Raw genomic sequence first — 26,307 nt, 5'->3', positions numbered from 1 at the left:
GAGCGCGCCTCGGCGGGATTGAAGCAGGAGACAGCGTTTTGAATCAAGGTAACAACACGATGCCGGCAGAGATGTCGGACATCGCGGCGCATCGCTACCGTGCGGTGACCATCGGCAATCCCGGCGTAGAGGTGCTGCGCGACGGCGAGTTTTGGTATTTGCGCTCACGTGAAGCGCTCGGCGACTTTCCCGAGCGGCTGACCGACAGGCTCGTGTCGGGCGCGGCCCGGCATCCGGACCGGTTGCTGATCGCGCGGCGCGGTCCCGACGGCGCGTGGGTCGGTATCACGTATGCGCAGATGCTGCTGCGTGCGCGCGCCATCGGCCAGGCCCTGCGTGATCGCGGACTGTCGGCAGATCGTCCGATTGCGATTCTGTCCGGCAACGATCTGGAGCACTTCCAACTGGCGCTCGGCGCGATGTACGCAGGCGTGCCGTTCGCGCCGATCTCGCCAGCCTACTCCATCGTGTCGACGGACTTCGGCAAGCTGCGCCACACGCTTGGCGTGCTGCGCCCGGGCCTTGTCTATGCGACCGACGTCAATGCCTACGGACGCGCCATGGATGCCGTGCTGGGCGATGACGTGATTCGCGTGACCGCCAGCGGCGATGGCGGCGCGCTGGCGTTCGACACGTTGCTCGACACTGTGCCGCGCGATATCGACGCGACGCATGCGCAGATCAACGGCGATACCATCGCCAAGATCCTGTTCACGTCCGGCTCGACACGCCAGCCGAAAGCCGTGCCGACTACGCAGCGCATGCTGTGCAGCAACCAGCAGATGCTGCTGCAAACGTTCCCGACCTTCGGCGAGGCGCCGCCGGTGCTGGTGGACTGGTTGCCGTGGAATCACACCTACGGCGGCAGCCACAACGTGGGCATCGCGTTGTACAACGGCGGCACGCTCTATATCGACGATGGCAAGCCGGTGGCCGGAAAGTTCGAGGAGACGCTGCGCAATCTGCGCGAGATTTCCCCGACGGTGTACTTCAACGTGCCGAAGGGATGGGAAGATCTCGCCATCGCGCTCGAGAACGACGCCGCGTTGCGCGAGCGCTTCTTCGCGCGCGTGAATCTCTATTTCTTCGGCGGTGCGGGGTTGTCGCAGGCGGCCTGGGACCGGCTTGAGCGCGTGACTGAGCAGCACTGCGGCGAGCGCATCCGGATCATGTCCGGACTCGGCATGACCGAGACGTCGCCGAGCTGCATGTTCACCACCGGGCCCATCATGCGAGCGGGCTACATCGGCCTGCCCGCGCCGGGCTGCGAGGTGAAGCTGGCCCCGGTGGGCGGCAAGCTGGAAGTCCGGTTTCGCGGCCCGAACGTCATGGCGGGATATTGGCGTCACGAGGCCAGTGATCCGGTGTTCGACGAAGAGGGTTATTACTGCACGGGCGACGCCGCGACGTTCGTCGACCCGCAACAGCCGGAGATCGGCCTTCAGTTCGACGGGCGCATCACCGAGGACTTCAAGCTGAGTTCGGGCACGTTCGTGAGCGTTGGGCCGTTGCGCGCCCGGGTGATTTCGGAAGGCGCACCGTATGTGCAAGACGCCGTGGTCACGGGCATCAATCGCGACGACATCGGGTTGATGGTTTTCCCGCGCGTCGAGGACTGCCGCCGTCTGAGCGGTCTGGCGAAGGACGCACCGCTGGCAGACGTGCTCGCCGCCGAGCCGGTGCGCGAAGCGTTCGCGGCATTGCTGAAGAAGCTCAATGCCTCGGCGGGCGGCAGCGCCACTTACGTCGCACGCCTCATGCTGCTCGATTCGCCACCCTCGCTCGACCGGGGCGAAGTGACCGACAAGGGGTCGATCAACCAGCGCGCCGTGCAGGACCATCGCGCGGTAACGGTCGATGCGTTGCACGCAGCGCAGACGGAAGGCCCCCACATCATTCTCGCTCCGGCAAGGTGCTGACATGGGCCATACGGAGTGGCAAAGTGCGGCAGACGATATCGCGTTCGTGTTGGACAAGCTCGGGGTCGGTGAGGCGCTGACGCGTCTCGCGCCGTTCCGCGAGTTCGATACGGCAACGCTGGTGCAGGTGGTCGACGAGGCGGCGCGCTTCTCGCGTGAAGTGCTCGCGCCGCTGAATGCTGTCGGCGACCGCGAAGGCTGCACATGGCGCGACGGCGAGGTCCGCACGCCCGCTGGATTTGCCGACGCCTATCGTCAGTATCGAGAGGCTGGCTGGCCGTCGCTGCCGTGCGATCCGTCGCTGGGTGGCCAGGGACTGCCGGTCGTCGCGCAAGTGGCGGTGCAGGAGCTGACGGCTGGTGCGAATCTGGCATGGACGATGTATCCCGGCATTCTGCACGGCGCGTATGAATGCGTGCATCGGTTCGGCAGCGACGCGTTGCGCGATGCCTGGCTAGGGCCGCTCGTGAGTGGCGATTGGCTTGCCACGATGGCGTTGACCGAGCCGGGCGCGGGCAGCGATCTGGGGCAGATTCGCACGCGCGCCGAGTGGGTCGATGGCACGAACGACACGGTCAGCGTGACCGGCGAGAAGATTTTCATCTCCGGCGGCGAGCAGGATCTGACACCGAACATCGTGCATCTCGTGCTCGCGCGCACGCCGGACGCACCTGCCGGAAGCGGCGGCTTGTCGCTGTTTCTCGTGCCGAAGCGACTTGCCAATGGCGAGCGCAATGCGGTGCGCTGCACCGGCATCGAGCACAAGATGGGAATTCGCGGCAGCGCCACATGTTCAATGGCGTTTGAGGGCGCGACGGGATATCTCATCGGTCAGCCGCATCGCGGACTCGAAGCCATGTTTGCGATGATGAACTCGGCGCGTCTGCACGTGGGGGCGTCCGCGGTCGGACTGGCACAGAACGCCTATGCGATGGCGGTAAGGCATGCCGGAGAGCGCGTTCAGTCGCGCGTGCCTGGCGCCGCTGCGGGGGCACCCATCGCGCAGCATCCGGCGGTGTGGCGTTTGCTCGAAGGGCAACGGGTCGCGGTCGAAGGTGCGCGGTTGTTGTTGTATCGCGCCGCGCTCGCCGTCGACGAGGCACATCACGCAGACACCCCCGATGCGCGCACGAAGGCCGATGCGCTGGCAGCACTGCTCACGCCGGTCGTCAAGGCGATGCTCACCGAGCAGGCATTCGAAGGCGCGAGCGCCGCGTTGCAGGTCTTCGGCGGCTACGGCTATGTCGAAGAGACCGGCATCTCGCAATATCTGCGTGACGCGCGAATCCCGATGATTTATGAGGGGACCAACGAGATTCAGTCCATCGATCTGATGTTGCGCAAGATTGTCCGCGACGACGGGGCGACGTTGCTGCAATGGCTCGCCTGGGTGCGCGTGCAAGTAAATGACGTGCGGGCTCATGCTTCGCTCAAGGCGTTCGATGCCGTGCTCACGACGCTCGATGCATGGGTTTCGTTGCTGCCGTCGGTCATTGCATTGGCGCAAGCGTCGCCGCGTGCGGCGCTGTGTGTGGCTGGGGAGGTGATGCGCGTGGTGCATGGGCTATCGATGGCCGGTCTGTGGGCACAGGCGGCGCAGGCCGAGCTTCGTGCGGCGACGACGAACGACGCCGTGCAAGATCACAAGCGCCGTGCCGCGCGCTACTGGCTGAAGTTCGAGCTGCCCCGGACGCGCTGCGCGATGGCGATCGTTGAGGCACAAATTCACGATCCGGAGACGGCTGAATGAATCTCGACCCCCTCGTCGCCATCGATACGCATGTACACGCCGAAGTGTCGTGCTGCCAGCCGCCGGATCTCTTCGGCAAAGCTTTCGACGATGCCGCCGACAAGTACTTCGGCACGGTCCTCAGGCAGAATCGCCGGCCGACGATCCCGGAGACCATCGAACACTACCGCGAGCGCAATATCGGCTTCGTGATGTTCACGGTCGATTGCGAGGCGAACATCGGCCGTCGCCGTATTCCGAACGAGGAGATTGCGGGCTTCGCACAGGAGAACGCGGACATCATGATCGCGTTCGCGAGCATCGATCCGCACAAAGGGCGCATGGGCGTGCGCGAGGCGCGGCGGCTCGTCGAGGAATTCGGCGTGCGCGGCTTCAAGTTCCATCCCACCATGCAGGGGTTCTTCGCCAACGACCGCATGGCGTATCCGATGTACGAACTGATTGCGGAGTACAAGCTCACGGCCGTGTTCCACAGCGGGCATTCGGGCATTGGCTCAGGGATGCCGGGGGGCGGCGGGCTGCGGCTCAAGTTCTCCGAGCCGATCCATCTGGACGACGTCGCGACCGATTTCCCGGACATGAACATCGTGATTGCCCATCCGTCGTGGCCGTGGCAATCGCAGGCCCTGTCGATCGCGCTGCACAAGCCGAATGTCTACATCGATCTTTCCGGCTGGTCGCCCAAGTATTTCTCGCCGGAGCTGATTCAGTACGCCAACTCGCTGTTGCGCGAGAAGATGCTGTTCGGATCGGACTTCCCGCTCATCGCGCCGGATCGGTGGCTGCGCGACTTCGAGACGGCGGGATTTCGGGATGACGTCAAACCGCTGGTGCTCAAGGACAATGCGGTGAGGATGCTTGGGCTCGCGCCCGCACAGACCCACGTTGTGTCCGGTGCGATAGCGGCACAGGCGTGACCCATGGCGTTCTCAGCGCAGACCCTGAGCGCCGTAGCGCACGCGTGCGGCTTCGCGCATCGCGCTGATGAGGGTCTGCTCCGGCGGGGTCGGCACCGTATCATTGCGCCACAAAATGCCGATGGATTCTTCGGTGCCTTTCGTCGCAAAGGGCAGCGCGCACAGCACGCCGTCGGCGAGATCGTCTTGCACGGTGATTTCCGAGGCGATCCAGACGACGTCGTCACGCAGGGTCATGGCGCGCGCGAGCGACATCGACAGCAGTTCCGAATAGTCGTCGAGCGTGCCTACGCCGTGCGCACGCAGGAAGCTGTCGGCCGTATGACGCAGGATCGTGCCGTGCGGCGGCAGGATCACATGATGCTCCGCCAGATCGGCCATCGACACGCTGCGCTGCTGCACCAGCGGGTGCTCCGGGCGCACGACCACGCAGAGCGGTGTCGCGCACAGATGCTCGAACGTGAGTCCAGCCATGCTCTCTGGGTCGGACATCCGGCCGAGTGCGAGCGTCATCTCGCCGGATTTCAACTGCGTGAGCAACTGCTGGTTCGCGCCGGTGTGGACCTGCACCACGATGCCCGGCCATTCCCGCCGGAAGGTTTCGAGCACGCCGGGCATCATGGCGGCGGCCAGCGTGGGGAGCACGGCGATCTCGATCACCCCGCCGGTCTGGCCGACGGCACGCGAGAGCACGTCGATGCCCTGACGCAGCGCGCTCACGCTTGCCCCCGCATGCCGCAAGAACAACTCGGCCTGCGCGGTCGGCCGCGCGCCATTGCGTCCGCGATCGAACAACCGCACCCCGAGCAGTCCTTCCAGTTCGGCAATCGTCTTGCTGACCGCCGGTTGCGTGATGGACAGCGCTTCGGCCGCGCGCTGAAGGCTGCCGTGCTGTGCCACGGCCAGCAGGCATTGCAGATGACGCAGCTTGATTCGCCCGTCGAGTCGGTGTCTTTCCATGCCGAAAAGTTATGAAAAACCTAATAAAATGTCAATAAATATATCCATTGATTATGGATATAGTGTCGAAAACAAGCTGGCGGCAAGCCAGATCCGTCAACACAAAATGGAGTGAGACCATGTCGGAAACGACCACCGTCCTGCGCCCCCGCGACTGGGATTCTCATCCCAAGCTCATCGACAGCGGGTATAAGTCCACGGCGCTGCGCGGCCCCAAACAATTGCTCGTACCGGTCAAGCAGAACCTCGCGAACCTGCGCTCGCCGGTCTACGGTCACGGCCTCATCGGTGAGCTCGACAGCGATCTCACGCGTAACGCGGTTCGCAACGGCGAGCCGCTGGGGGAGCGCATGATCGTGACGGGCCGTGTGCTCGACGAAGGCGGCCGTCCGGTGCCGAACACGCTCGTGGAGCTGTGGCAGGCCAACGCGTGTGGCCGCTATGTGCATAAGGTCGACCAGCACGATGCACCGCTCGACGCGAACTTCCTCGGGGCCGGCCGTGCCCTGACCGACGCACAGGGCCGCTACAAATTCCTGACCATCAAGCCCGGCGCCTATCCGTGGAAGAATCACCACAACGCTTGGCGTCCGCAGCATTTGCACTTTTCGGTGTTCGGTCAGTACTTCGCGACGCGGCTCGTCACGCAGATGTATTTCCCGGGCGATCCGCTGCTGGCTTACGATCCGATTTTCCAGGCCACACCGGCGCATGCCCGCGACCGTCTGATCGCGCGCTTCTCGATGGACATCACCGAGCCCGAGTACGCACTGGGTTATGAATTCGACATCGTGCTGCGCGGTGCCGACCAAACGCCGATGGAGTCCTGAGCCATGTCCGATTATCAGCAAACGCCGTCGCAGACCGTCGGTCCCTACTTCGCCTATGGCCTCTCGCCGGAGCAGTACCGTTACGACTTCAAGAGCGCTTTCACGCCTGTCGTGGCGCTCGATCGCGCCGAAGGTGAAGCCATCCGTCTGATCGGACAAGTGCTCGATGGCGCAGGCCATCCGATCAACGACGCCCTGATCGAGGTCGTGCAGGCCGACGCTCATGGCCGCTACGTGCAGAACGCCGACGAGATCGAGCGTACCGGCTTTGCCGGCGCAGGCCGTTGCGGCACCGGTACGGACGCCGAGAACCGCTTCGTCATCGAGACGATCAAGCCGGGCGCAACGTCGCCGGGTGAGGCGCCGCGCATCGATGTGATTCTGACGATGCGGGGCTTGCTCAATCATCTGTTTACGCGTATCTATTTCGACGACGAGGCAAAGGCCAATGCGCTCGACCCGGTGCTGCAACAAGTGCCGGCCGAGCGTCGCCACACGCTGATCGCACGCCGCGAAGTGAGCGGCGGCCGTGTGACGTACCGGTTCGACATCCGCATGCAGGGCGACGAGGAGACGGTTTTCCTCGATCTGTGAAGTCGGTCGTGCAAGGCTGAAACTGGCGCGGCTTCGGGCTGCTGGCATGAAAGTGCCGGCGGCCCGTGGCCGTATCTGCATTTTTGCAATGTACAAGGGTTTGACCACGCGTCTGGAACTTGCGTGAGCAGACCTTAACCACCATCGATTCTCCGATGACGGAACTGCTTGATTCCTTGCTGCGCGGCGCTGCCGTGACGGCGCGTTTCTCGCGCGAGGCCACGCTCCAGGGCATGCTCGACTTCGAAGTGGCGCTGGCTGCCGCCGAAGCCGAGGCCGGTGTGATTCCGGCCGCTGCTGTTGCCCCCATTACCGCGGCGGCCCGCGCCAACGACCTCGACTGGACCGCCCTGCGCGATGACGCGGCCTTTGCGGGCAACCTCGCCATTCCTCTGGTCAAGCAACTGACGGCTCGCGTGAAGGCGCTCGATGCCGACGCCGCCCGCTTCGTGCATTGGGGGGCTACCAGTCAGGATGCCATCGATACCGGTCTCGTCCTGCAAGTGCGCGGCGCCCTCGACGATATGGGGGCCGATCTCGACGGTCTCATCCACCAACTCGCCGCACAGGTGCGACAGCATCGCGCGACGGTCATGGTTGGCCGCACGTGGCTGCAACATGCGTTGCCGATCACATTCGGGCTCAAGCTCGCGGGCACGCTCGACGCCTTGCTGCGCGCGCGCGCCGATCTCGCGAGCGTGCGTGAGCAGGCGCTGTGTGTGCAGTTTGGCGGTGCTTCGGGCACGCTGGCATCGCTCGGCACAGAAGGGCCTGCGGTCGCAGCAGCGCTGGCCCGGCACCTTGGCTTGCCGGATGCGCCCATGCCGTGGCACGGCCAGCGCGATCGCATTGTGCGCGTCGGCGGCTGGGCGGCGTCGTTGACCGGCTCGCTCGGTAAATTCGCGCGCGACACGGCCATGCTGACGCAAACCGAAGTGGGCGAGATTGCCGAGGCTTCCGGCCCGGGGCGCGGCGGTTCATCCACCATGCCGCACAAACGCAACCCGGTCGGATGCGCCGCGATGCTGGCCGCCGCCGCCCGAACCCCGCAACTGGCCGCCACGCTGTTCGCTGCGATGCAGCAGGACCATGAGCGCGGTCTGGGCACCTGGCATGCCGAGTGGGAGACACTGCCTGAACTGCTCATGCTGTGCGGCGGCGCGCTGGCCACGGCGAGCACACTCGTCGACGACTGGACAGTCGATACGACGCGCATGCGAGCGAATCTCGAGATGACGCACGGGCTCATCATGGCCGAAGCTGTGACGATGGCGCTTGGCGAGGCGATGGGGCGTCTCGAAGCGCACCGGCGCGTCGAGTCCTGTTGCCGCGACGCGCTTGCTCAGCGGCGCCATCTGCGCGACGTGCTGCGTGACGACGACGAGATCGCACGTGTGCTGTCCGGCGATGCTCTTGAGCGCCTGATGGACCCGCAACACTATCTGGGTGCCGCCGAAACGTTCGTGAGCCGGGTTCTCGCGCTTGCCGACGCCGTAGTGCCCATCTCCCAACCTGGCAGGAAATCCAAATGAACGATCAGGAACGCTACGACAACGGTATGCAGGTGCGCCGCGCTGTCCTCGGCGACGCGCACGTGGATCGCACGCTCACGCGCCGCAACGAATTCAACGACGACTTTCAGAACTTCATCACGCGCTTTGCCTGGGGCGATGTGTGGACACGTCCGGGCCTCACGCGTCATATGCGCAGCATGATTACGCTGTCGCTGCTCATCGCGCTCAATCGCGGCGACGAGTTCCGCATGCACGTGCGCGCCGCGTTCAACAACGGCGTGACGCGTGACGAAATGAAGGAGTTGTTCATGCACGCCGCGCTTTATTGCGGTCTGCCCGCGGCCAATCAGGCGATCCACGACGCGGAGAAGGTCTTCGCGGAGATGGAAGCCGCCGAGCCCGGTTCGACTACTCGCGTGCGTGATGACGCCCAAGGCTGAGGAGACAGACTGAATGACGATGGAATGCCTTATCGACATCGGCGACGCCACGCTGCGTGTGGCGGTCGACGGCGACGACCGCGCCCCGGCACTCGTGCTGTCCAATTCGCTGGGCACGACGCTGGACATGTGGGCGCCACAGGTGAGCGCGCTCGCGCGTGAATTCCGCGTGATCCGTTACGACACACGTGGGCATGGCGGCTCGTCAGTGACACCGGGGCCGTACGTCATCGACCAACTGGGACGCGACGTGATCGCATTGCTCGACGCATTGCGTATCGAGCGCGCGAGTCTGGCCGGCGTCTCGATGGGCGGCATGACGGGCATGTGGCTGGGCATTCATGCGCCGCACCGGCTCGAGCGTCTTGCGATTGTCTGCTCGTCGGCACATATCGGTGGCGAGGATGGTTGGAATGCCCGCATTCGCACCGTGCAGGCCGATGGCATGAACGCTGTGGCCGACGCCGTGGTGTCGCGCTGGTTCACGCCCGAATTCGCGCAGCGCGAGCCTGCCGTTATCGAGCGCATGAAGACGATGTTCCGGTCGCTCTCGGCAGATGGCTACGCTGCGGCGTGTGCGGCCGTGCGCGATATGAACCAGCTTGACGAGATCGCCTCGATCACGGCGCCGACCCTGGTGATTACCGGCTCGGGGGATCTGGCAACGCCCCCAGCCATGTCGAGTGCGATGGTCGAGCGAATCCCGGGGGCGGCACAGGTCATCGTGCCGGGCGCACACCTGTCGAACATCGAGTGCGCACCGGCAGTTACCGAGGCGCTTCTGAGCTTCTTGCGAGGGAAGACACTGGCGAGTGCGTAAGCACTGCGTGTGGTGGCGGGGCGGGGGGGGGCTCGATGGCGCCACCTCGCCTGCCCGCCCGGCTGACGTCAGTCGTCGCCCAGATGCGTGTTTTGTGCCGTGCGCCGGAACGCCGATGGCGTGACGCCGACATGCCGCTTGAAGACGCGACAGAAATACGCAGGGTCTTGAAAGCCGAGTTCGTAGGCGACGTGCGAGACGGGCGCGGGAATATAGATGAGCTTGCGGCGCGCTTCGAGCATCAGCCGGTCCTGCACCAGATCGAACGCCGATTTGCCGGCGATGCGCCGGCATAGGCGATTGAGCTTGCTCTCGGTCACATGCAGCCGTTCGGCATACGCCGGCATGGCCCAGGCTTCGGTGTAGTGCGTCTCCACAAGCGCGCGAAAGCGGGCGAACAGGTCCAGTTCCGTGCGTGCGGAGCGTGTCGCGGAATCATGATGCGCATGCAGCCTCGCGAGCAGAAGCAGCACGCTGCGCGTGAGCCAGCCAACCATCTCCGCGTGCCCCAGTTGCGGGCGCGAAAACTCATCCATGATCAGGCCCAGCAGCGTGTAAAGGCGATCGCGTGTTTGCGGTGCATCGCCCAGCGCGAAGAGCCACGGCTTGCTCAGCAGCGATTCCATATCGGCGTCGGCGCCGATAGCCGCGTCGAAAGGCACGCTTTGCGCCATCGTGAGCACGAAGCCGTGTGCGCCGCGCGAGAAGCGAAAGTTGTGCACGGCGGACGGATGCACCGTGATGACAGCCGGGCCTTCGACTTCCCATGTTGCGTCGTCGACGTTTGCTTCGACCTTTCCCTCGAAAATCGCCAGCACCTGAAAGAGCCCCAGATGCCGATGGGTGTCGATATGCCAGTCGTAGAGGCGGCTGCGTGTCTCAATCCATTCGATGTGGACGAAATCGGCGCTGTCGGTTTCCGTCAATTCGCCGTATAGCGAAAATTCCGGAATCGTTTCGCGAGCCGCACGCAGCCGGGATGGCACGCCTGACATACTGGTTTTCCCTTGGGAGAAGTTGTCAAAAAAGTACAAGAAAGTCGTCGATTCATCCATTCAACGCGGCGCGCGCGCTCCATAAGATATGACGCATTCGCCCCTCGTGACAAGGCGTGAACGAATCTTTCGACATGCTCGTTTACGCGCAGTCCTAAGTTGGTGCAACGTGCGCAAGGCAACCAAGAAATGCAATCCGCACGTATGCCGTTTTCCTGTCGCGAAATGCCCCGGCCCTGACGTGCCGGACGAGGGCGGTGCCAATCTCAGGAGACAATTCATGCGTACCCATTACCCCGTCGTCATCGTTGGCGCTGGTCCTTCCGGCCTGCTGCTTTCCCATCTGCTGCACCTCAAAGGTATCGAGTCGATCGTGCTCGAATCGCGCTCGCGCGCCGCGGTGGAATCGACCATTCGCGCTGGCGTGCTGGAGCAGGGCACGATGGACATCCTCAACGAGACGGGCGTGGGCGAGCGTATGCGTCGTGAAGGGGCGGTGCATCACGGCGTTGAGCTGGCATTCGACGGACAGCGCCATCGCATCGCGCTCACCGAACTGACGGGCCGCGCCATTACCGTCTACGCGCAGCATGAGGTCATCAAGGATCTGATTGCGGCGCGCGAGGCGGTACACGGCGAAATTCTGTTCGACGTGTCGGACGTCGCGGTGCACGACGTGGATAGCACGCAGCCAAGTGTGCAGTTCACGGTGGACGGTCAGACGCGGCGTCTGACGTGCGACTTCGTCGCGGGCTGCGATGGTTTCCATGGGGTGTGCCGTCCGGCGATACCCGCGTCGGTGCGCAAGGAATATCAGCGCGTGTATCCGTTCGGCTGGTTCGGTGTGCTGGTCGAGGCGCCACCGTCGTCCGACGAACTGATTTACGCTGCGCACGAGCGTGGCTTCGCTCTGATCAGCACGCGCTCGCCCACCGTGCAGCGCATGTATTTCCAGTGCGATCCGAACGAGCGTGCCGAGGAATGGAGCGACGAGCGCGTCTGGCATGAGCTGCATACGCGCACCGAGAGCCATGATGGCTGGCGTCTCAAGGAGGGCCCGATCTTCCAGAAGAACGTGGTCGCCATGCGCAGCTTCGTCGCCACGCCGATGCAGTACGGCCGCCTGTTCCTCGCGGGCGACGCCGCGCACATCGTGCCACCGACAGGAGCCAAGGGTATGAATCTGGCCGTGGCCGACGTCTGGCGTCTTGCGCGTGCGCTCGACGACTTCTTTCATCGAGACACCGAGACAGGGCTTCAGGGCTACTCCGAAGCGGCGCTCAAGCGGATCTGGCGCGCCGAGCATTTCTCGTACTGGATGACGCGCATGCTGCATCGTCTCGACGACGCCTCGCCGTTCGAGCAGCAGATGCAGCGCTCGGAACTGGAATACGTCGTCAGTTCGCGCGCGGCGTCGCTCGTGCTGGCCGAGAACTACGTCGGGTTGCCGCTCGCCTGAGAAGCGCTGCGGCGAGACTTGGCCACCGGTGTGCTATAACCGCCAGCGGTGGCCGCGTGCATAACCGTTCGTTATGGATGCTCTGACGAAAGATCATTTTGGCGGGCAGTCGAAAGACGTAGAGTAGCGGCACAAATTGACGCCGCAGCATCGCTGCATCGGTGCTGCAATGCACTGACGGGCGCGACACCCCCAAGGGAAACGGGCGCGCGTGGATGGCGGTGACTTCAAAATAATAATGGGATGACAAACGGGGCGGCCACGCTCCGAGGAGACAGTTGCATGAATCAAATGCGCACGGTGGACGTGCCCGCCTATATCAACGCACAACGGTTTTCCCGCTATCAGTGGCTGGTGCTGATCCTGTGTTTCTTCGTGGTCGCCATCGATGGTTTCGATACGGCGGCCATCGGCTATATCGCACCGTCGCTCGTGCAGCAATGGCACATCGACCGGGGCTCCCTCGGCCCGGTGCTCTCGGCGGCGCTCTTCGGTCTGGCTGGCGGCGCGATCTTCGCCGGACCGCTCGCCGACAAGCTGGGACGCAAGACACTGCTGGTGCTCTCCGTCATCTTCTTCGGTGTGGCGAGTCTTGCCACCGCCTTCGCTCAGGATCTGGAGACGCTGACCGCACTGCGCTTTCTCACGGGACTGGGGCTGGGGGCCGCGATGCCCAACGCCGTGACGCTGATCTCCGAGTACGCGCCGGAGTCGCGTCGCGCAGTCATCGTCAACACCATGTTCTGCGGCTTCCCGCTCGGCGCGTCGGTCGGCGGTTTCGTCGCCTCGTGGCTGATTCCGCACTTCGGCTGGCATAGCGTGCTGGTCCTCGGCGGCGTGCTGCCGCTGGTGCTCTCGGTGCTGCTCATCCTGTGTCTGCCCGAGTCGGTGAAGTTTCTCGTGGTCCGGCAAAAGCCGGTGGAGCGCGTGCGCCGCATTCTGTCGCGCATCTCGGGCGAATCGCTCGGCGATGTCGGTACGTTCACCGTCAACGAGGCGGCGCCGAAGCGTGCCGGTTCGGCCATCAGCGTGGTGCTCTCGAAGCAGTACGGTTTCGGTTCGGTGATGCTGTGGCTCACGTACTTCATGGGCCTCGTGATTTTCTATCTGCTCACAAGCTGGATGCCGATCCTGTTCAAGGACGCGGGCTTCACCATCGAACGCGCCGCGCTCATCACGGCCCTGTTCCCGTTGGGCGGGGGCATCGGCACGATTCTGTCGGGCTGGCTGATGGACAAGTTCAACGCCCAGAAAGTGGTGGCCGTCGGGTACGCGCTCACCGCCGTACTGGTGTATGCGGTCGGGCAGGCGATGGGCAACATCGGCTTGCTGGTTGCGCTGATCTTCCTTGCGGGCACGGCAATGAACGGTGCGCAGTCGTCGATGCCGTCGCTTGCCGCCATGTTCTATCCGACGCATGGCCGCGCCACCGGCGTGGCATGGATGCTCGGCATCGGGCGCTTCGGCGGCATTGCCGGCGCTTTGCTCGGGGCCGAGCTGATGCGCCGTCATCTGGGCTTCTCGGCGACGTTCTCGCTGCTGGCCATCCCGGCGGTGATCGCCACCGTCGCACTACTCGCGAAGAACGCGTGGGAGCGAGCCACCGGTGATCGTCCGGCGTCTTCAAACGATGCACGTAACTCCGCCGCGATGCACTGACGTTCGCCGGGTCGATTGATCCGTAGCCACGGCAATACCGGACGCGGCGCCCTGGGCGCCGCTTTTTCATGCGGCGTCGCGGCCAGCAAGCTCAGGAAATGCTCGAAGTCCTCTGCGTCGAAGGCTTTCGTCGGCGCCCGAGATGAAGCATGCGCTCACGCACCTCTTCTTCGGAGCGCCAGTGCTCGGCCGGTTTGACCAGATCGCTTCGGCTGATGATGCCGATGAGCTTGCGCGACGTAGCGTCGCTCACGACCGGCAGACGTTCCAGTTGATGCGCGGCGAAGCGTGCCGATACGATCCGTCCCGTCTCCGAAGGCAGTGCGACGAGCGGCGGATTGGCACCATACAAGTCGCCGAGGGTCGGCAGTCCCTGCGCTTGGGCGCGCATCAGCGTTGGCCGGTCAACCATGCCGAGCAAGGTGTGCGACGCGTCGACCACGGGGTAGGCGCGATGACGCTGGCCCGCACCGAATGCTTCCTTCGCCGCATCGTCGATCGACATGACGTCGTTGAGTGCCACTGGCTCGCGCGTCATCAGTTCGCCAACGTGCAGGCGCTCCAGCGGGTCGACGCCATACTCCCGATGGATGTGACGGCCGCGTCGCGCGATCTTCTCCGTCATGATCGAGCGCGGCATGATCCAGAGGGTGACGCCATATGCCACACCGCAAGTGAGCAGCAGCGGCAGTAACGCATTCACATCGTGCGTGAGACCGAGGGCGAAGACGATCGCGGTCAGCGGTGCGCCGAGCACGCCCGCGAGCGTGGCGGCCATGCACACGAGCGCCCATAGCGAGACGTCGCCGCCGGGCAGCACCGGCGCGAGCAGCGTGCCGAGCCCTGCGCCGATCATGAGCAGCGGGGCGAGCACACCGCCCGACGTACACGAGCCCAGGGCAATCGCCCAGATGATCGCCTTGACGAGCAGCAGCGCCAGCGCGGCGTGCATCGTGAAATGCCCGGCGAGCAGGTCTGCGATGACGTCATAGCCGACGCCGAGTGCGCGCGGCTGGAAGTAGCCGCCAATGCCGACAGCCAGGCCGCCGATGGCGGGCCACCACATCCAGTGCACCGGCAGGTGATGGAAGCCGTCTTCGATGGCGTAGAGCGCGCGCGACATGCCTGCCGAAAGGATGCCCGCGCACCCCCCCGCGATCAGACACGAGAACAGCGCGATGGGGGCGACGCCGGGCGTCGTCATGGGAAACAGCGGGCCGGCGTCGAGCATCAGTGGCCGGGCAAATCCGGCGACGGCGCAGGCCACGATCACCGGCAGCAGGCTGCGCGGACGCCATTCGAAAAGCAGGAGCTCCACCGCGAGCAGGACCGCAGCGACCGGCGTGCCGAACACGGCCGTCATGCCGGCGGCCGCCCCCGCTACAAGCAATGCCTTGCGCTCGGCGGCGCTCAGGTGAAAGTACTGGGCGATGAGCGAGCCGATGGCGCCGCCCGTCATGATGATCGGACCCTCGGCGCCGAATGGGCCGCCGCTGCCAATCACAATGCCCGACGACAGCGGTTTGAGAACGGCAACACGCGGCGACATCTTGCTCTTGCCGAACAGAATCGCTTCGATGGCTTCCGGAATGCCGTGGCCGCGAATCTTGTCGCTGCCGAAGCGCGCCATCGCTCCGACAATCAGCCCGCCGATGACCGGCAGCACGATGACCCCGGCACCCAGCGTGTGATGGGCAGGCGAGCGGGGGGCAAACGAAAGCGTCTGATAGAAGAAGAGATTGGTGAAGCCCTGAATCAGGTGCAACAGCAGCCATGCCGCCGGAACACCGCAAAAGCCAATGACGGCGGCCAGTGCAATGAGTCGCGGCAGTCCTGGTGCGCGCGTGAAGTCGCGTGCATGCGCGGGGGCTGCCATGGGCGGATGCGGCGAAAAGGTATGCGGAACGGAAGCCATGACAGTGTCGTGATTACAGATGAACGCCACGAATGTGGAAGATGTCTGCGAAGGTGCTCAACTCGTTGCGGTGCTGGGCAGCGAGATTCGCGAGACACGCGTCGCCCGCCGCCGACAGATGCACTTCCACCACGCGACGGTCGCTCTCATTCTGACGGCGGGTGACGAGCCCGGCTTTCTCGCAACGAGCGACGAGCGCCACCGCACTGTGATGCACGGCTTGCAGGCGCTCGGCCAATTCACCGATGGACGCCCAGTCGCGCCCCGGTATACCTTTCACATGCAGCAGCAATAAATATTGCTGGGGCGTGATACCGCCCTCACGCGCAGCCGCCTCACTGAAATTGAGGAAGCGGCGCAGGCGATAGCGGAACTCCGAAAGCGCTTCAAAATCGCTCTTGGTCAGCGCATCGGCGGTGATCGGTGAACCGGGGGAGGTGGGCTCAGACATCAGTCGGGTGGGCGAGGGGCGCAGGAAGGTTCAAAAGCCGAAATATATATCACAACACGATATATCCGGCGGTCTTAGGGATACCCGGGATGACAAATGAGGCCCGCTGCGTGCAGAATCGCGAAAAAACGAGACTCAGCCGTTGACTGAAACTCGATCCCCGCCGAGATGCCGGCGTTTGGTTGCCGTAGGTTGGTGACGAGCGTCGTTCGAGCGGGCCGACCTCTGACAGGGAGGAGACATGGCTTCCACGGTCCGACGCCGCTGGCGTACGGGAACGTTGTTGTTGCTGTCGGTGGCACTCGGCTCCACAGTGGCCGCCTATCACTACGCCACCGGCTTCGAGCTGGGCGGCGGTGTCTTCGAACAGATTGGATTCGGACGTCAGGGCACGTCGTCCGGACAGGCCGCGCATGCGCGCGGCTCGCCGTCGGCTTGTCCGGGGGCCGATTGCCGCGAGGCGTCGACGTCCCAGGCGCACTGAGTCCGTTTCGATACCGCACCCCGTTGCAGGGTGCGGCACTCCCGCTTAGAACACGTGACGCAGACCGATCGTCATGGCGTTCTGGGTCGCATCGCGGCCCGGGGCGCCTCCGGTAATGCCGGGGTTATACATATTCCACGCCCGCAGGTTCGCGAAGTACGAGTAGATGTCGGTGCGCTTGGACAGGAAGTAATCCACGCCGACGTTGAACTGGAGCAGCCGCCCCGTCGCCGGTGCGCCGACGAACGAGTAGCGCGAATGCAGTACCGCACCGATCAGCTCAAGATTGGGCAGTACCCAATAGTTCACGCCCACGTCGAATACGTTCGTCGCGTTGTTGTTCGACCCCGCGGCGGCGAATGCACCGCTGCTCGCGGCGCTTGTGAACGTGGTGGCCAGCGGTGCGGCCGTGCCGCCGAAGCGCGCGAGCGGTTGCAGCGTGCGTGACCACGATGCGTAGACGCGTGCCTTGTCCCACTTGTAGCTCGTGCCGACCATCCACGTGCGGATGCACACGTCGCCTGCCTGCCCGAACGCCGGATCGCAACCTGCGCCCGAACTCGCGCCCACGTCGCTCGATGTGTTCGTGGCCGCCGTGCCGGTGCCCAGTCGCGATTGCCAGTAACCGAAGCCGACGCCGAACCCGCCGTATTTGTAGTTTGCGCCAAAGCCGAGTGACTGGCCCGTCGCCATCGAGCCGGCTGTGCTGCCGAACCCATACGTGACGTTGGCTGTCAGGCCGCGGTAGTCGGGCGAGTCGTAACGGATCGAGTTGTTGGCGCGGTTGCCACCGACGCGGTCGAGGTTGTTGTCGTGCACGCCATTGATGAAGACGCCGAAGTTATAGACGCTCGAATACCAGGTCGCGATTTCGTCGATGTAGTCCTTGCGGCGACCGATCTGCACTGTACCGTAGGGGCTCGAAAGGCCGACGACCGACGTGCGGCCCAAGGGCAGGCCACCCTGCCCGGCGGTGCCGTTGGCGACCGAGAAACCGCCTTCGAGGATGAACAGCGCTTTCATGCCGCCGCCGAGATCCTCCGTTCCCTTCATCCCCCAGCGCGATTGCTGAAGGTCGCCGCTATCGACGCTGAAGCGGTTGCCCGTGGTCGTGCTGCCCGGGACCGCCACCTTGCTCACGTACGTCACGCCGCTGTCGATCAGGCCGTAAAGCGTGACGTTCGATTGTGCGCGGACTGACGTGCTGAACACCGACAGCGCCGCGACCCCCATCCCCATTGCGGCCACGCGAGCACCTGGCCATACCTTCTGCTTCATATCCCCCCTCCGGGTGTGTTGAATGCTTTGTTGCTGATGTCTTAATGAATAAAACAACGTTTTGAAAATTATCGATTCAGGAGAATGGAGGCGTCAACGGTCGATAAAAAATCGTCGGCGTGAAAGTGATTGAGATGCGGGGTGCGACGGATTTTAATGATTGAAACAGCCGAAATTCTGCCTGTCTGGCAGGAATTTGAGAGAAGAGGGTGGCGGTGCTTGTTCGAATTACAGATTCCTCACTTGACCGCCTCAAATTTTTGAGGCTTAATTTTTAATACGTTGTTTTAATCAATAAGACATCGAGGATTCGGCGGCATGTAACGCCGCGATTTCGGCCTGTCGAATGGCCTCCGGTACGTTGGAAAAATTTTTGATGGTGACGCAAGAAAACAACACGACGGCTTTGCCTGGCGCGCCCATGGCGGGTGAGGCGATGCGCCGCGACATCTGCATGGTCATGCTGCCGTGCGAGCCGTCGCTGCCGATCGTGTTCGACTCGCCGCACAGCGGCTTCGACATGCCGGACGACTTCGACACGGTCGCGCCGCGCGAAGCGCTGCTCACAGGCTGGGACGCGTTCGTCGACGAACTCTGGGCAAGCGTGCCGCGTCATGGCGGCACGCTGCTCGCCGCGAACTTCCCGCGAGCCTATATCGACGCCAATCGCGCCGTGACGGACATCGACGCCGAGATGCTCGACGCGCCGTGGCCGGGCCCCATCGCGCCGGAAAAATACTCGGTGCGTGGCATGGGCCTGCTGCGTCGTTACGCGTTGCCGGGCATGCCGATGTACGACCGCAAGCTGACGGTGGCCGAGGTGCGCCATCGCATCGATGCCTACTATCTGCCGTATCGCCAGGCGTTGCGCGTGGCAGCCGACACCGCGTACGCCCGGCATGGGGCGCTGTGGCACGTCGACTGTCATTCGATGAAATCGCGCGGGAATGCCATGAATGTGGACGACGGCGAGTCGCGTCCGGACATGGTCGTGAGCGACCGGCTCGGGACCACCTCGGACCCGGCCTTCACCCAGTGGGCCGCCGACGCCTTGCGTGATCTGGGATACCGCGTCCAGGTCAACACGCCGTATCAGGGGGGCGATTTGCTGACTGCCGTGAGCGATCCGGGCCGTCGGCGCAACAGCTTGCAGATCGAAATCAATCGCGCGTTGTATATGGACGAGGCGCGCTTTGTGAAGCACGCAGGATTTGATACGCTCGGGCGCAACCTGGAAACGTTCACGGCCGCGCTCGCCCGTTGGGTGCGCGCGCAGTCAAGCCCGAAGGAAATCCCATGAATTACATCGTCGATTCCGTCGACAGCGCCCTGAAACTGCTCTCGCTGGTCGCGGAGCATCCGGGGCTCGGGGTGACGGAGCTGTCCAATCGTCTGGGCATCAACAAGTCGCGCACGTATCGCATGCTGTGCACGCTGGAACACAACCGCTTCGTGTTGCAGGACGAGCGCACCACCACGTATTCGCTGGGGCCGCAGGCGTTTGTCATCGGCGTAGCGGCGTCGCAGCAGAACATTCTCGTGCGCGCCGCGCAGAAGCACATGCTCGCGCTCAATCAGGCGATCAACGAGACGATCGTGCTGCGCGTGCGCGAAGGCCTGGAGACGGTGTGTGTGGCGCGCTGCGAAACCACACATCAGGTGCGCTCGGTGGGCTCGGTCGGCAATCGGCGGCCGCTCAGCTCGGGGGCGTCGGGCAAGTTGTTGCTCGCGTTCTCTCAGGACGCCATTCGCAATGAGTTCTTCGCGCGCATGAAGCACTTGCCGGTGGCCGCTGAGCCGATGGCATTTGCCGACGAACTGGCGGCCGTGGCGCGCAAGGGGTATGCCATGAGCGCGGGCGAAGTCACGAGCGGCGCCGTTGCCATTGCGGTGCCGGTGCGCGACGTGTCCGGCGACGTCGTGGCGGCGCTCTCCATTTCCGGTCCGGAAGCACGCATCAGCCGCATCGAGATTCCCGATTATCTTGAGCGTTTGCAGGCATGCAGCCGGCAGATTTCTGCCGAACTGGGGTATGCGGGCGCCGCTGGCGGGCACGCGCCGAACGAGGCGCAAGCCAACAAGGTGGCGTAGTCCGGTGTCATCCCCCGGCCCCGGCGAGCGAATGAGCGCATTGCATCGGCCGGCCGGGGCAGGGCGCAGCGCAACGTCATTTCACAAACACAAAAGAGACAACAGGCAGGACTGATATGACAGCGCTTGCGCCGACGCCCGTCGACGGGCATTCCCATTCCGAACTCGCGCGTGCCTCCGGCGGGCACGGCGATGGCGAGTCCGGCAAGACCGAAAAGCCGCACGGCAAGATGTTGCACCCCATCGTCATGATGCTCTGGGTGCTAATCGTGGCGGTAGCGATGACATGGTGGGTCGATGCCGGTCGCTTCGAGCGCGACGGCAAGCTCGTGGTGCCGGGCACCTATCAGGTGGTGCCGAAGACGCAAGACATCGGCATACTCGTTGCGCCGAAGGCCGCGCACAGCACGCCAGAACAGGCGCAACCGGCCAACGTCGTGTCGGCGTTTCTCGCGGTGCCCCAAGGGTTGGTGAAGAACGCCCCGCTCATCTTCATGGTGATGTTCGTCGGCGGCATGTTCGGGGTGATGCGCAAGACGGGCGCCATCGATGCCGGCATCGACCGGCTGCTGCAACTGACGTCCGGCAACATGTATGTGCTCGCGCCGCTGCTCATGGTGCTGATTGCACTGGGCAGCACGTTGCTCGGCTTCATTTCCGAGTATCTCGTCGTCATTCCCATGGTGATGGTGCTCACGCGCCGTCTGGGGTTGTCGAACCTGTTCGCGGTGGCGCTGGTCGCGATTGCAGCGAAGATCGGGTACATCGCATCGGTGACGAATCCGCTGGCGCTCGCGGTTGCACAACCGCTCGTCGGCCTGCCGCTATTCTCGGGCATCGGGCTTCGCATTGCGGTGTTCGTGGTGTTCCTTGCGCTGGGCATCGCTTACTTTCTGTGGCACGTCTATCGAAGCGACTACCGATTGGCCGATGCGCGGGCGCAGATGGCCATGGCGGCACATCTGCATGCACGCCTGTCGCGACGTCACAAGGCCACGCTGCTCGTGCTGGCGCTGGCAGCGGCCATGCTCGTCTACGGCACGCGGGAGCTGAAGTGGGGCAATCTGGAGCTATCGGCCTTCTACGTGTTGACGAGTCTGGTGACGGCCGTGGTCGGTCGCCTCGATTCGCGCACGGCAGCCGACGCGTTCGTGGAAGGGCTCAAGGGCATGATGCTGGCGGGATTGCTGATCGGGCTGGCGGCGTCGGTCGAGATCATTCTGCATGGGAGTTATGTGCTTGACACGCTCATCAACGACTTCACACGCGGGGTGCGCGGCCAGTCGGCGGTGGCCGTCGCCAATGGGCTGATGGGCGTGCAGATGGCGCTGGACGTTTTCATTCCATCCGTCTCTGGCAAGGCGGCGGTCAGCATGCCGATCATCGGGCCGATTGCGCAGCTCTCTGGCGTGAGCGCGCAGACCTCGGTGCTCGCGTTCCTGCTCGGTGGCGGGTTGACGAACATGATCACACCGACGTCCGGCATGTTGCTGGCGTATCTCGCGACGGCGCGCGTTGGCTTCGGTCAGTGGTTGAAGTTCATCCTTCCGTTGTTCGTCGTCTTGCTGGTGCTGTCGGGTGGCGCTCTGGCGTTCGCGGTGCTTAGCGGGTACTGACGCGTCGTGGCGTAACCTCCTCGCGCGCCCTCCCTGTAGCCCGCCTCAAGCAATGCCGTCTTTACGCTTCCTTCATAACGCACTCAGAATCGCAGTGCTGACGCGTGTCGAGGTAGTGCCGCCCTCACGCGGTAATATCGCGCGATGGACTCCCTCATTGCCGCTTCCGCTCGCGCATTGGCCGCTGGCGATCCGCTTGGTGCGCTGCGTCGTGTCGCGCTTCGCGACGATGCGCCGGCGCTCGCGCTGCGCGGTATCGCGATGGCGCAGCTTGGCGATTACCCGCGTGCACGCGAATTGCTAAAGCGCGCCGCGCGCGGCTTCGGTGCTCATGAAGCGCTTGCCCGCGCGCGATGCGTTGTCGCCGATGCCGAAGTCGCCCTCGCCATGCGCGATCTTGGCGGTACCTCACGCACGCTGCAAGACGCGGCGTCCGTTCTTGCTGCACGCGACGACTTCCCCAATGCCATGCTCGCGCGGCTGCTCATCGCTCGCCGCCTGCTGCTTCTCGGCAAACTCGATGCGGCCGCGCAGGCCCTGCACGACGTATCACTGCCAAACGTGCCGGCGCGTCACGTCGCCGTTCATGCCCTGATCGCGGCGGAGTTAGCCCTGCGCACACTTCGGATTGCCGATGCCCGCGACGCGCTCGGCCGCGCGCAGACCGCTGCGCTCGCTGCAGGTGTGCCCGCGCTCAGTGCCGAAATCGACAACCTGAACGAAGCGTTGGGACGTCCCGCCGCACGGCAATGGCGAGCGGACGGCGAATGCACACTGAGCCTCGACGAGGTGACGTCACTGCTTCGCTCGGACGCCCTGGTGATCGATGCCTGTCGTCGTGGCGTTAGCCTCGGCAATACGTGGCGTCCGCTGGCAAAGCGGCCAGTGCTCTTCACACTGGCGCTGCAATTGGCGCGCGCGTGGCCGGGCGACGTTGACAGGCAGACGCTGATTGCGGAAGCCTTCCGGCTACGGCATCCGGACGAGACGCATCGCGTGCGCCTGCGCGTTGAAGTGGGACGTCTGCGGGCCTTGCTCAAGGGCATCGCCGAGATCGACGCAACCCCGCGCGGCTTCGCGTTGCGAACGACGGCTGCCAACGCGCTCACCGTGTTGCTGCCGCCCATCGACGGCGACCGGGCATCGCTGATCGCATTGCTGGCAGACGGCGCAGCGTGGTCGACCTCGGCGCTGGCGCTTGCACTCGGCGCCAGCCAGCGCACGGTTCAGCGCGCCCTCGGCGAACTCGAATCGCAAGGCCGTGTACGGGCAATCGGTCGCGCCAGAGCGCAGCGCTGGACGGCACCTCCGCTCACCGAATTCACGACGATCTTGTTACTCCCTGCTGGATGGTCATTTGGCTAGAGTGGACTTGCACGCCGAACGCGGCGTAACAACCGGAGCCTGATATGACGAGCAAACCGCAACGAGACTTTCGCACGACCGCCGTGAGCGCAGCCGACATCACCTGCGAATACGGCCCCTTCCCGGGCACTGAGAGCATCCACGGCGTGACCTTCGATGGACAGCAGGTGTGGGCTGCCACGGGGGAAAAGCTGTTGGCCATCGATCCGGTCAGCGGTGAAGTCCGCCGAGCCATCGACGCCCCGAGCGACGCCGGCACCACCTTCGATGGCACCTATCTCTATCAGATCGGTGAAGACCGCATCGACAAGATCGAACCGTCGACCGGTCGCGTCGTGCATTCGATTCCTGCACCGGACAGCGGCAGCAATTCGGGACTGACATGGGCCGAAGGCAGCCTTTGGGTCGGGCAGTACCGCGGCCGCGGCATTCTGCAAGTGGACCCGGCAACGGGCAGGGTGCTGCGCCGCATCGAATCCGACCGGTTCGTGACGGGCGTCACGTGGGTGGGCGACGAGCTGTGGCACGGCACATGGGAAAACGACGAGAGCGAGTTGCGGCAAGTCGATCCCGCCGGCGGCGACGTGCTCAAACGTGTGCAGATGCCCGGCGGCATTGGCGTAAGCGGTCTGGAGTATGACGGCCAAGGCGTCTTTTATTGCGGTGGCGGCGCGAGCGGCAAGGTGCGCGCGGTTCGCTACCCCAAGGACTGACGGGGACTCTCACCGCGAGGGCGGCCAGCGCGCAGTCATCGCCATAGCGGGCAGGCTATCGGCCCCGATAGCCTGTCTTAATTGAATAGATTTTAATAATCAATTTAACTTGATCGATAGCGTTTGGCATACTGACAACACTTTCCACCCCGTCAGAGAGACAACGACATGCCGATCATCAACAGCCAGATCAAGCCGTTCAAAGCCAACGCCTACCAAAACGGCGATTTCATCACCGTGACCGACGAAACCCTGAAGGGCAAGTGGTCGGTGGTGGTGTTCTACCCGGCCGACTTCACCTTCGTGTGCCCGACCGAGCTGGGCGATCTGGCCGACCATTACGAAGCGTTCAAGAAGCTGGGCGTCGAAATCTACAGCGTCTCGACCGACACTCACTTCACGCACAAGGCCTGGCACGACACGTCGGACACGATCCGGAAGATCCAGTACCCGATGGTGGCCGACCCGACGCTCGCGATCTCGCGCAACTTCGACGTGCTGATCGAAGAGGAAGGTCTGGCACTGCGCGGCACGTTCGTGATCAACCCGGAAGGCGAGATCAAGCTGTGCGAAATCCACGACAACGGCATTGGCCGTGACGCCAAGGAACTGCTGCGCAAGGTGCAGGCAGCCCAGTACATCGCCGCACACCCGGGCGAGGTCTGCCCCGCGAAGTGGACGCCGGGTGCTGAAACGTTGAGCCCGTCGCTCGACCTGATCGGCAAGATCTAAGCGCCACGCGCTATCACCGCAGCAAGCGCCGCTCTTGTCACAGGGCGGCGTCCCGCCGGCGCGGCGGCCCCCCTAAACCTGCCGCGCTGGCACCCAATCCCGAATTCCCGACGCTTACCTGCGCCCGCCTCCGGCCGACGCGGTGGCCTCTGCTCGCCCTATCACCCTATCGAGACGGAAAAACGCCATGTTGGACGCGAACCTCAAAGCCCAGTTGCAAACGTACCTCCAGAAAGTCACGCGCCCGATCGAGATCGCCGTGTGGCTCGACGATAGCCCCAAGGCGGCCGAGATGAAGGCCTTGGTGGACGAGATTGCTCCGCTCTCGCCGCACATCGCAGTCGTGGCCCATCACGACGTCGATCAGGATGCCGGCGAGCGCCGTCCGTCGTTCGCCATCGGCACGCCGGGTGAGGCGCCGCGCATTCGTTTCGCCGGGCTGCCCATGGGCCACGAGTTCACGTCGCTGGTGCTTGCGCTGCTGCAAGTGGGCGGCCATCCGGTCAAGCTCGACGACGACACCATCGCGCAGATCCGTGCGCTCGACGGTGATTTCCGTTTCGAGACCTACATCTCGCTGTCGTGCCAGAACTGCCCGGAAGTCGTGCAGGCCCTGAACGTCATGGCGCTCATCAATCCGCGCATTCAGCAGGTCACCATCGACGGCGCGTTGTTCCAGAGCGAAGTCGAAGCACGTCAGGTGATGGCGGTGCCGACGGTGTTTCTCAACGGCGAGTCGTTCACGCAGGGCCGCACCAGCGTGAAGGAACTGCTCGCGAAGCTCGACACCGGTGCGAGCGCACGTGCTGCGAAGGCCCTCGAAAACAAGCCGGTCTACGACATGCTGATCGTGGGCGGCGGCCCAGCCGGTGCCGCGGCAGCGATCTACGCGGCTCGCAAGGGCATTGCAACGGGCGTGGTCGCCGAGCGTTTCGGCGGTCAGGTGCTCGACACGATGGCCATCGAGAATTTCGTCTCGGTGACACACACTGAAGGGCCGAAGTTCGCCACCGCGCTGGAACAGCACGTCAAGACATACGACGTCGACGTGATCGACACCCAACGCGCCGAAGCGCTGATTCCCGGCAAGATCCACGAAGTGCATCTGGCCAGTGGCGCCGTGCTCAAGGCGCGTGCAGTGGTGCTGGCCACCGGGGCTCGCTGGCGTGAAATCGGCGTGCCGGGCGAGCGCGAATACCGTAACCGTGGCGTGGCGTACTGCCCGCACTGCGACGGCCCGCTTTTCAAGGGCAAGCGTGTTGCGGTCGTGGGCGGCGGCAACTCGGGCGTGGAAGCCGCGATCGATCTGGCCGGCATCGTCAAGGAAGTCACGCTGATTGAATACGGTGCGCAATTGCGCGCGGACGAAGTCCTTCAGCGCAAGCTGCGCAGCCTGCCGAACGTGCGCGTGCTGATGAACGCACAAACGACAGAGATTCACGGCGACGGCCAGAAAGTGAACGGCCTCGCTTACCGCGACCGTGTTTCGGGCGAGACGGCCACGATGGCTCTCGAAGGGGTGTTCGTGCAGATCGGTCTGGTGCCCAACACCGAATGGCTCAAGGGCACGGTGGCACTCTCGCGTCACGGTGAGATCGAAGTCGATGCCAAGGGCACGACATCGGTGCCCGGCGTGTTCGCTGCGGGTGATGTCACGACCGTGCCGTTCAAGCAGATCGTGATCGCCGTCGGCGAAGGGGCGAAGGCCTCCCTGGGCGCGTTCGAGCACCTGATGCTCAGTTCGGTGGAAGACGAGGCGGCAACCCCCGAGAAGATCGCTGCCTGAGCTTCGCCGAAGCGGCTTC

At 64.2% G+C, this 26,307-nt stretch carries 23 protein-coding genes; 18 read left to right on the top strand and 5 right to left on the bottom strand.

Annotation, left to right across the window (positions count from 1 at the left end):
- The first annotated feature begins 59 nt into the window (after positions 1-59).
- From PBR20603_RS11270 to PBR20603_RS11260, 3 genes are read left to right on the top strand one after another with little or no spacing between them, the layout of a single operon-like run.
- Complete coding sequence (locus PBR20603_RS11270) at positions 60-1,919, top strand: feruloyl-CoA synthase (protein WP_150559677.1); 1,860 nt, start codon at positions 60-62, stop codon at positions 1,917-1,919.
- 1 nt (position 1,920) lies between these two features.
- Entirely contained in the window at positions 1,921-3,669 is a 1,749-nt protein-coding gene (locus PBR20603_RS11265; RefSeq protein WP_150559608.1) for an acyl-CoA dehydrogenase family protein, read from the top strand.
- Positions 3,666-4,586 carry an amidohydrolase family protein gene (locus PBR20603_RS11260; protein WP_150559607.1) on the top strand — a complete coding sequence of 307 codons (921 nt, stop codon included), beginning with the start codon at positions 3,666-3,668 and terminating at the stop codon, positions 4,584-4,586. Before PBR20603_RS11265 ends, PBR20603_RS11260 begins: the two co-directional genes overlap by 4 nt.
- A gap of 12 nt (positions 4,587-4,598) precedes the next feature.
- On the opposite strand, the gene pcaQ is transcribed toward PBR20603_RS11260, so the two are convergent.
- Positions 4,599-5,546 carry a pca operon transcription factor PcaQ gene (gene pcaQ / locus PBR20603_RS11255; protein ID WP_150559606.1) on the bottom strand — a complete coding sequence of 316 codons (948 nt, stop codon included), beginning with the start codon at positions 5,544-5,546 and terminating at the stop codon, positions 4,599-4,601.
- Between the two features lie 119 nt (positions 5,547-5,665).
- On the opposite strand from pcaQ, the gene pcaH reads away from it, so the two are divergent.
- The 5 genes from pcaH (at position 5,666) to pcaD (ending at position 9,744) form a co-directional block, all read left to right on the top strand.
- Positions 5,666-6,376, top strand: coding sequence for a protocatechuate 3,4-dioxygenase subunit beta (pcaH, locus tag PBR20603_RS11250; protein WP_150559605.1), 711 nt, complete (start codon positions 5,666-5,668; stop codon positions 6,374-6,376).
- 3 nt (positions 6,377-6,379) lie between these two features.
- Positions 6,380-6,970: a protocatechuate 3,4-dioxygenase subunit alpha gene (gene pcaG, locus PBR20603_RS11245; RefSeq protein WP_150559604.1), complete on the top strand. Its 591-nt coding sequence runs from the start codon at positions 6,380-6,382 to the stop codon at positions 6,968-6,970.
- A 155-nt stretch (positions 6,971-7,125) separates the two neighbouring features.
- Positions 7,126-8,502: a 3-carboxy-cis,cis-muconate cycloisomerase gene (locus PBR20603_RS11240; protein WP_150559603.1), complete on the top strand. Its 1,377-nt coding sequence runs from the start codon at positions 7,126-7,128 to the stop codon at positions 8,500-8,502.
- Entirely contained in the window at positions 8,499-8,924 is a 426-nt protein-coding gene (gene pcaC, locus PBR20603_RS11235) for a 4-carboxymuconolactone decarboxylase (RefSeq protein ID WP_150559602.1), read from the top strand. The genes PBR20603_RS11240 and pcaC overlap by 4 nt, the downstream gene beginning before the upstream one ends.
- Before the next feature lie 13 nt (positions 8,925-8,937).
- On the top strand, positions 8,938-9,744 hold the full coding sequence (gene pcaD / locus PBR20603_RS11230) for a 3-oxoadipate enol-lactonase (RefSeq protein ID WP_150559601.1): 807 nt from the start codon (positions 8,938-8,940) through the stop codon (positions 9,742-9,744).
- Between the two features lie 68 nt (positions 9,745-9,812).
- Here pcaD and PBR20603_RS11225 read toward each other — a convergent pair whose 3' ends face one another.
- Entirely contained in the window at positions 9,813-10,739 is a 927-nt protein-coding gene (locus PBR20603_RS11225) for a helix-turn-helix domain-containing protein (RefSeq protein WP_174977883.1), read from the bottom strand.
- 280 nt (positions 10,740-11,019) lie between these two features.
- Here PBR20603_RS11225 and pobA point away from each other — a divergent pair, with 280 nt between their 5' ends.
- Both pobA and PBR20603_RS11215 read left to right on the top strand, forming a co-directional pair.
- Positions 11,020-12,198, top strand: a complete 1,179-nt coding sequence (pobA, locus tag PBR20603_RS11220; protein WP_150559599.1) for a 4-hydroxybenzoate 3-monooxygenase — start codon at positions 11,020-11,022, stop codon at positions 12,196-12,198.
- Between the two features lie 282 nt (positions 12,199-12,480).
- Positions 12,481-13,857, top strand: a complete 1,377-nt coding sequence (locus PBR20603_RS11215; protein WP_150559598.1) for an MFS transporter — start codon at positions 12,481-12,483, stop codon at positions 13,855-13,857.
- A gap of 91 nt (positions 13,858-13,948) precedes the next feature.
- Here PBR20603_RS11215 and PBR20603_RS11210 read toward each other — a convergent pair whose 3' ends face one another.
- Both PBR20603_RS11210 and PBR20603_RS11205 read right to left on the bottom strand, forming a co-directional pair.
- The gene (locus PBR20603_RS11210; protein WP_150559676.1) at positions 13,949-15,733 is read right to left on the bottom strand and encodes a chloride channel protein; all 1,785 of its coding nucleotides are present in this window, start codon (positions 15,731-15,733) and stop codon (positions 13,949-13,951) included.
- A 52-nt stretch (positions 15,734-15,785) separates the two neighbouring features.
- A complete protein-coding gene (locus PBR20603_RS11205; RefSeq protein ID WP_150559597.1) occupies positions 15,786-16,223 on the bottom strand; it encodes a MarR family winged helix-turn-helix transcriptional regulator in 438 nt (145 codons plus the stop codon).
- Positions 16,224-16,464: 241 nt separating this feature from the next.
- Between PBR20603_RS11205 and PBR20603_RS11200 the strand changes: the two genes are divergently transcribed.
- A complete protein-coding gene (locus PBR20603_RS11200; RefSeq protein ID WP_150559596.1) occupies positions 16,465-16,707 on the top strand; it encodes a hypothetical protein in 243 nt (80 codons plus the stop codon).
- 45 nt (positions 16,708-16,752) lie between these two features.
- On the opposite strand, the gene PBR20603_RS11195 is transcribed toward PBR20603_RS11200, so the two are convergent.
- Complete coding sequence (locus tag PBR20603_RS11195; RefSeq protein ID WP_150559595.1) at positions 16,753-17,985, bottom strand: porin; 1,233 nt, start codon at positions 17,983-17,985, stop codon at positions 16,753-16,755.
- A gap of 376 nt (positions 17,986-18,361) precedes the next feature.
- On the opposite strand from PBR20603_RS11195, the gene PBR20603_RS11190 reads away from it, so the two are divergent.
- From PBR20603_RS11190 to ahpF, 7 genes are all read left to right on the top strand, one after another.
- Positions 18,362-19,285 carry an N-formylglutamate amidohydrolase gene (locus tag PBR20603_RS11190; RefSeq protein ID WP_150559594.1) on the top strand — a complete coding sequence of 308 codons (924 nt, stop codon included), beginning with the start codon at positions 18,362-18,364 and terminating at the stop codon, positions 19,283-19,285.
- The gene (locus tag PBR20603_RS11185) at positions 19,282-20,076 is read left to right on the top strand and encodes an IclR family transcriptional regulator (protein WP_150559593.1); all 795 of its coding nucleotides are present in this window, start codon (positions 19,282-19,284) and stop codon (positions 20,074-20,076) included. Before PBR20603_RS11190 ends, PBR20603_RS11185 begins: the two co-directional genes overlap by 4 nt.
- 116 nt (positions 20,077-20,192) lie before the next feature.
- On the top strand, positions 20,193-21,692 hold the full coding sequence (locus PBR20603_RS11180; protein WP_150559592.1) for a YfcC family protein: 1,500 nt from the start codon (positions 20,193-20,195) through the stop codon (positions 21,690-21,692).
- 144 nt (positions 21,693-21,836) lie between these two features.
- A complete protein-coding gene (locus PBR20603_RS11175; RefSeq protein WP_150559591.1) occupies positions 21,837-23,057 on the top strand; it encodes a helix-turn-helix domain-containing protein in 1,221 nt (406 codons plus the stop codon).
- A 44-nt stretch (positions 23,058-23,101) separates the two neighbouring features.
- Entirely contained in the window at positions 23,102-23,770 is a 669-nt protein-coding gene (locus PBR20603_RS11170) for an NHL repeat-containing protein (RefSeq protein WP_150559590.1), read from the top strand.
- 168 nt (positions 23,771-23,938) lie between these two features.
- Complete coding sequence (gene ahpC / locus PBR20603_RS11165; RefSeq protein WP_150559589.1) at positions 23,939-24,502, top strand: alkyl hydroperoxide reductase subunit C; 564 nt, start codon at positions 23,939-23,941, stop codon at positions 24,500-24,502.
- Between the two features lie 187 nt (positions 24,503-24,689).
- Positions 24,690-26,288 carry an alkyl hydroperoxide reductase subunit F gene (gene ahpF / locus PBR20603_RS11160; RefSeq protein ID WP_150559588.1) on the top strand — a complete coding sequence of 533 codons (1,599 nt, stop codon included), beginning with the start codon at positions 24,690-24,692 and terminating at the stop codon, positions 26,286-26,288.
- Positions 26,289-26,307: the final 19 nt, after the last annotated feature.

Source organism: Pandoraea bronchicola (genome assembly GCF_902459805.1).
Classification (GTDB): domain Bacteria; phylum Pseudomonadota; class Gammaproteobacteria; order Burkholderiales; family Burkholderiaceae; genus Pandoraea; species Pandoraea bronchicola.
Note: the sequence above shows the minus strand (reverse complement) of the source record. Positions and strands in the feature narration are given on the sequence as shown.

Bases quoted from the DNA above. Each gene is read 5' to 3' on its own strand.
- PBR20603_RS11270 (WP_150559677.1), top strand. From the start codon at position 60: ATGCCGGCAGAGATGTCGGACATCGCGGCGCATCGCTACCGTGCGGTG.
- PBR20603_RS11265 (WP_150559608.1), top strand. From the start codon at position 1,921: ATGGGCCATACGGAGTGGCAAAGTGCGGCAGACGATATCGCGTTCGTG.
- PBR20603_RS11260 (WP_150559607.1), top strand. From the start codon at position 3,666: ATGAATCTCGACCCCCTCGTCGCCATCGATACGCATGTACACGCCGAA.
- pcaQ (WP_150559606.1), bottom strand. From the start codon at position 5,546: ATGGAAAGACACCGACTCGACGGGCGAATCAAGCTGCGTCATCTGCAA.
- pcaH (WP_150559605.1), top strand. From the start codon at position 5,666: ATGTCGGAAACGACCACCGTCCTGCGCCCCCGCGACTGGGATTCTCAT.
- pcaG (WP_150559604.1), top strand. From the start codon at position 6,380: ATGTCCGATTATCAGCAAACGCCGTCGCAGACCGTCGGTCCCTACTTC.
- PBR20603_RS11240 (WP_150559603.1), top strand. From the start codon at position 7,126: ATGACGGAACTGCTTGATTCCTTGCTGCGCGGCGCTGCCGTGACGGCG.
- pcaC (WP_150559602.1), top strand. From the start codon at position 8,499: ATGAACGATCAGGAACGCTACGACAACGGTATGCAGGTGCGCCGCGCT.
- pcaD (WP_150559601.1), top strand. From the start codon at position 8,938: ATGACGATGGAATGCCTTATCGACATCGGCGACGCCACGCTGCGTGTG.
- PBR20603_RS11225 (WP_174977883.1), bottom strand. From the start codon at position 10,739: ATGTCAGGCGTGCCATCCCGGCTGCGTGCGGCTCGCGAAACGATTCCG.
- pobA (WP_150559599.1), top strand. From the start codon at position 11,020: ATGCGTACCCATTACCCCGTCGTCATCGTTGGCGCTGGTCCTTCCGGC.
- PBR20603_RS11215 (WP_150559598.1), top strand. From the start codon at position 12,481: ATGAATCAAATGCGCACGGTGGACGTGCCCGCCTATATCAACGCACAA.
- PBR20603_RS11210 (WP_150559676.1), bottom strand. From the start codon at position 15,733: ATGGCAGCCCCCGCGCATGCACGCGACTTCACGCGCGCACCAGGACTG.
- PBR20603_RS11205 (WP_150559597.1), bottom strand. From the start codon at position 16,223: ATGTCTGAGCCCACCTCCCCCGGTTCACCGATCACCGCCGATGCGCTG.
- PBR20603_RS11200 (WP_150559596.1), top strand. From the start codon at position 16,465: ATGGCTTCCACGGTCCGACGCCGCTGGCGTACGGGAACGTTGTTGTTG.
- PBR20603_RS11195 (WP_150559595.1), bottom strand. From the start codon at position 17,985: ATGAAGCAGAAGGTATGGCCAGGTGCTCGCGTGGCCGCAATGGGGATG.
- PBR20603_RS11190 (WP_150559594.1), top strand. From the start codon at position 18,362: ATGGTGACGCAAGAAAACAACACGACGGCTTTGCCTGGCGCGCCCATG.
- PBR20603_RS11185 (WP_150559593.1), top strand. From the start codon at position 19,282: ATGAATTACATCGTCGATTCCGTCGACAGCGCCCTGAAACTGCTCTCG.
- PBR20603_RS11180 (WP_150559592.1), top strand. From the start codon at position 20,193: ATGACAGCGCTTGCGCCGACGCCCGTCGACGGGCATTCCCATTCCGAA.
- PBR20603_RS11175 (WP_150559591.1), top strand. From the start codon at position 21,837: ATGGACTCCCTCATTGCCGCTTCCGCTCGCGCATTGGCCGCTGGCGAT.
- PBR20603_RS11170 (WP_150559590.1), top strand. From the start codon at position 23,102: ATGACGAGCAAACCGCAACGAGACTTTCGCACGACCGCCGTGAGCGCA.
- ahpC (WP_150559589.1), top strand. From the start codon at position 23,939: ATGCCGATCATCAACAGCCAGATCAAGCCGTTCAAAGCCAACGCCTAC.
- ahpF (WP_150559588.1), top strand. From the start codon at position 24,690: ATGTTGGACGCGAACCTCAAAGCCCAGTTGCAAACGTACCTCCAGAAA.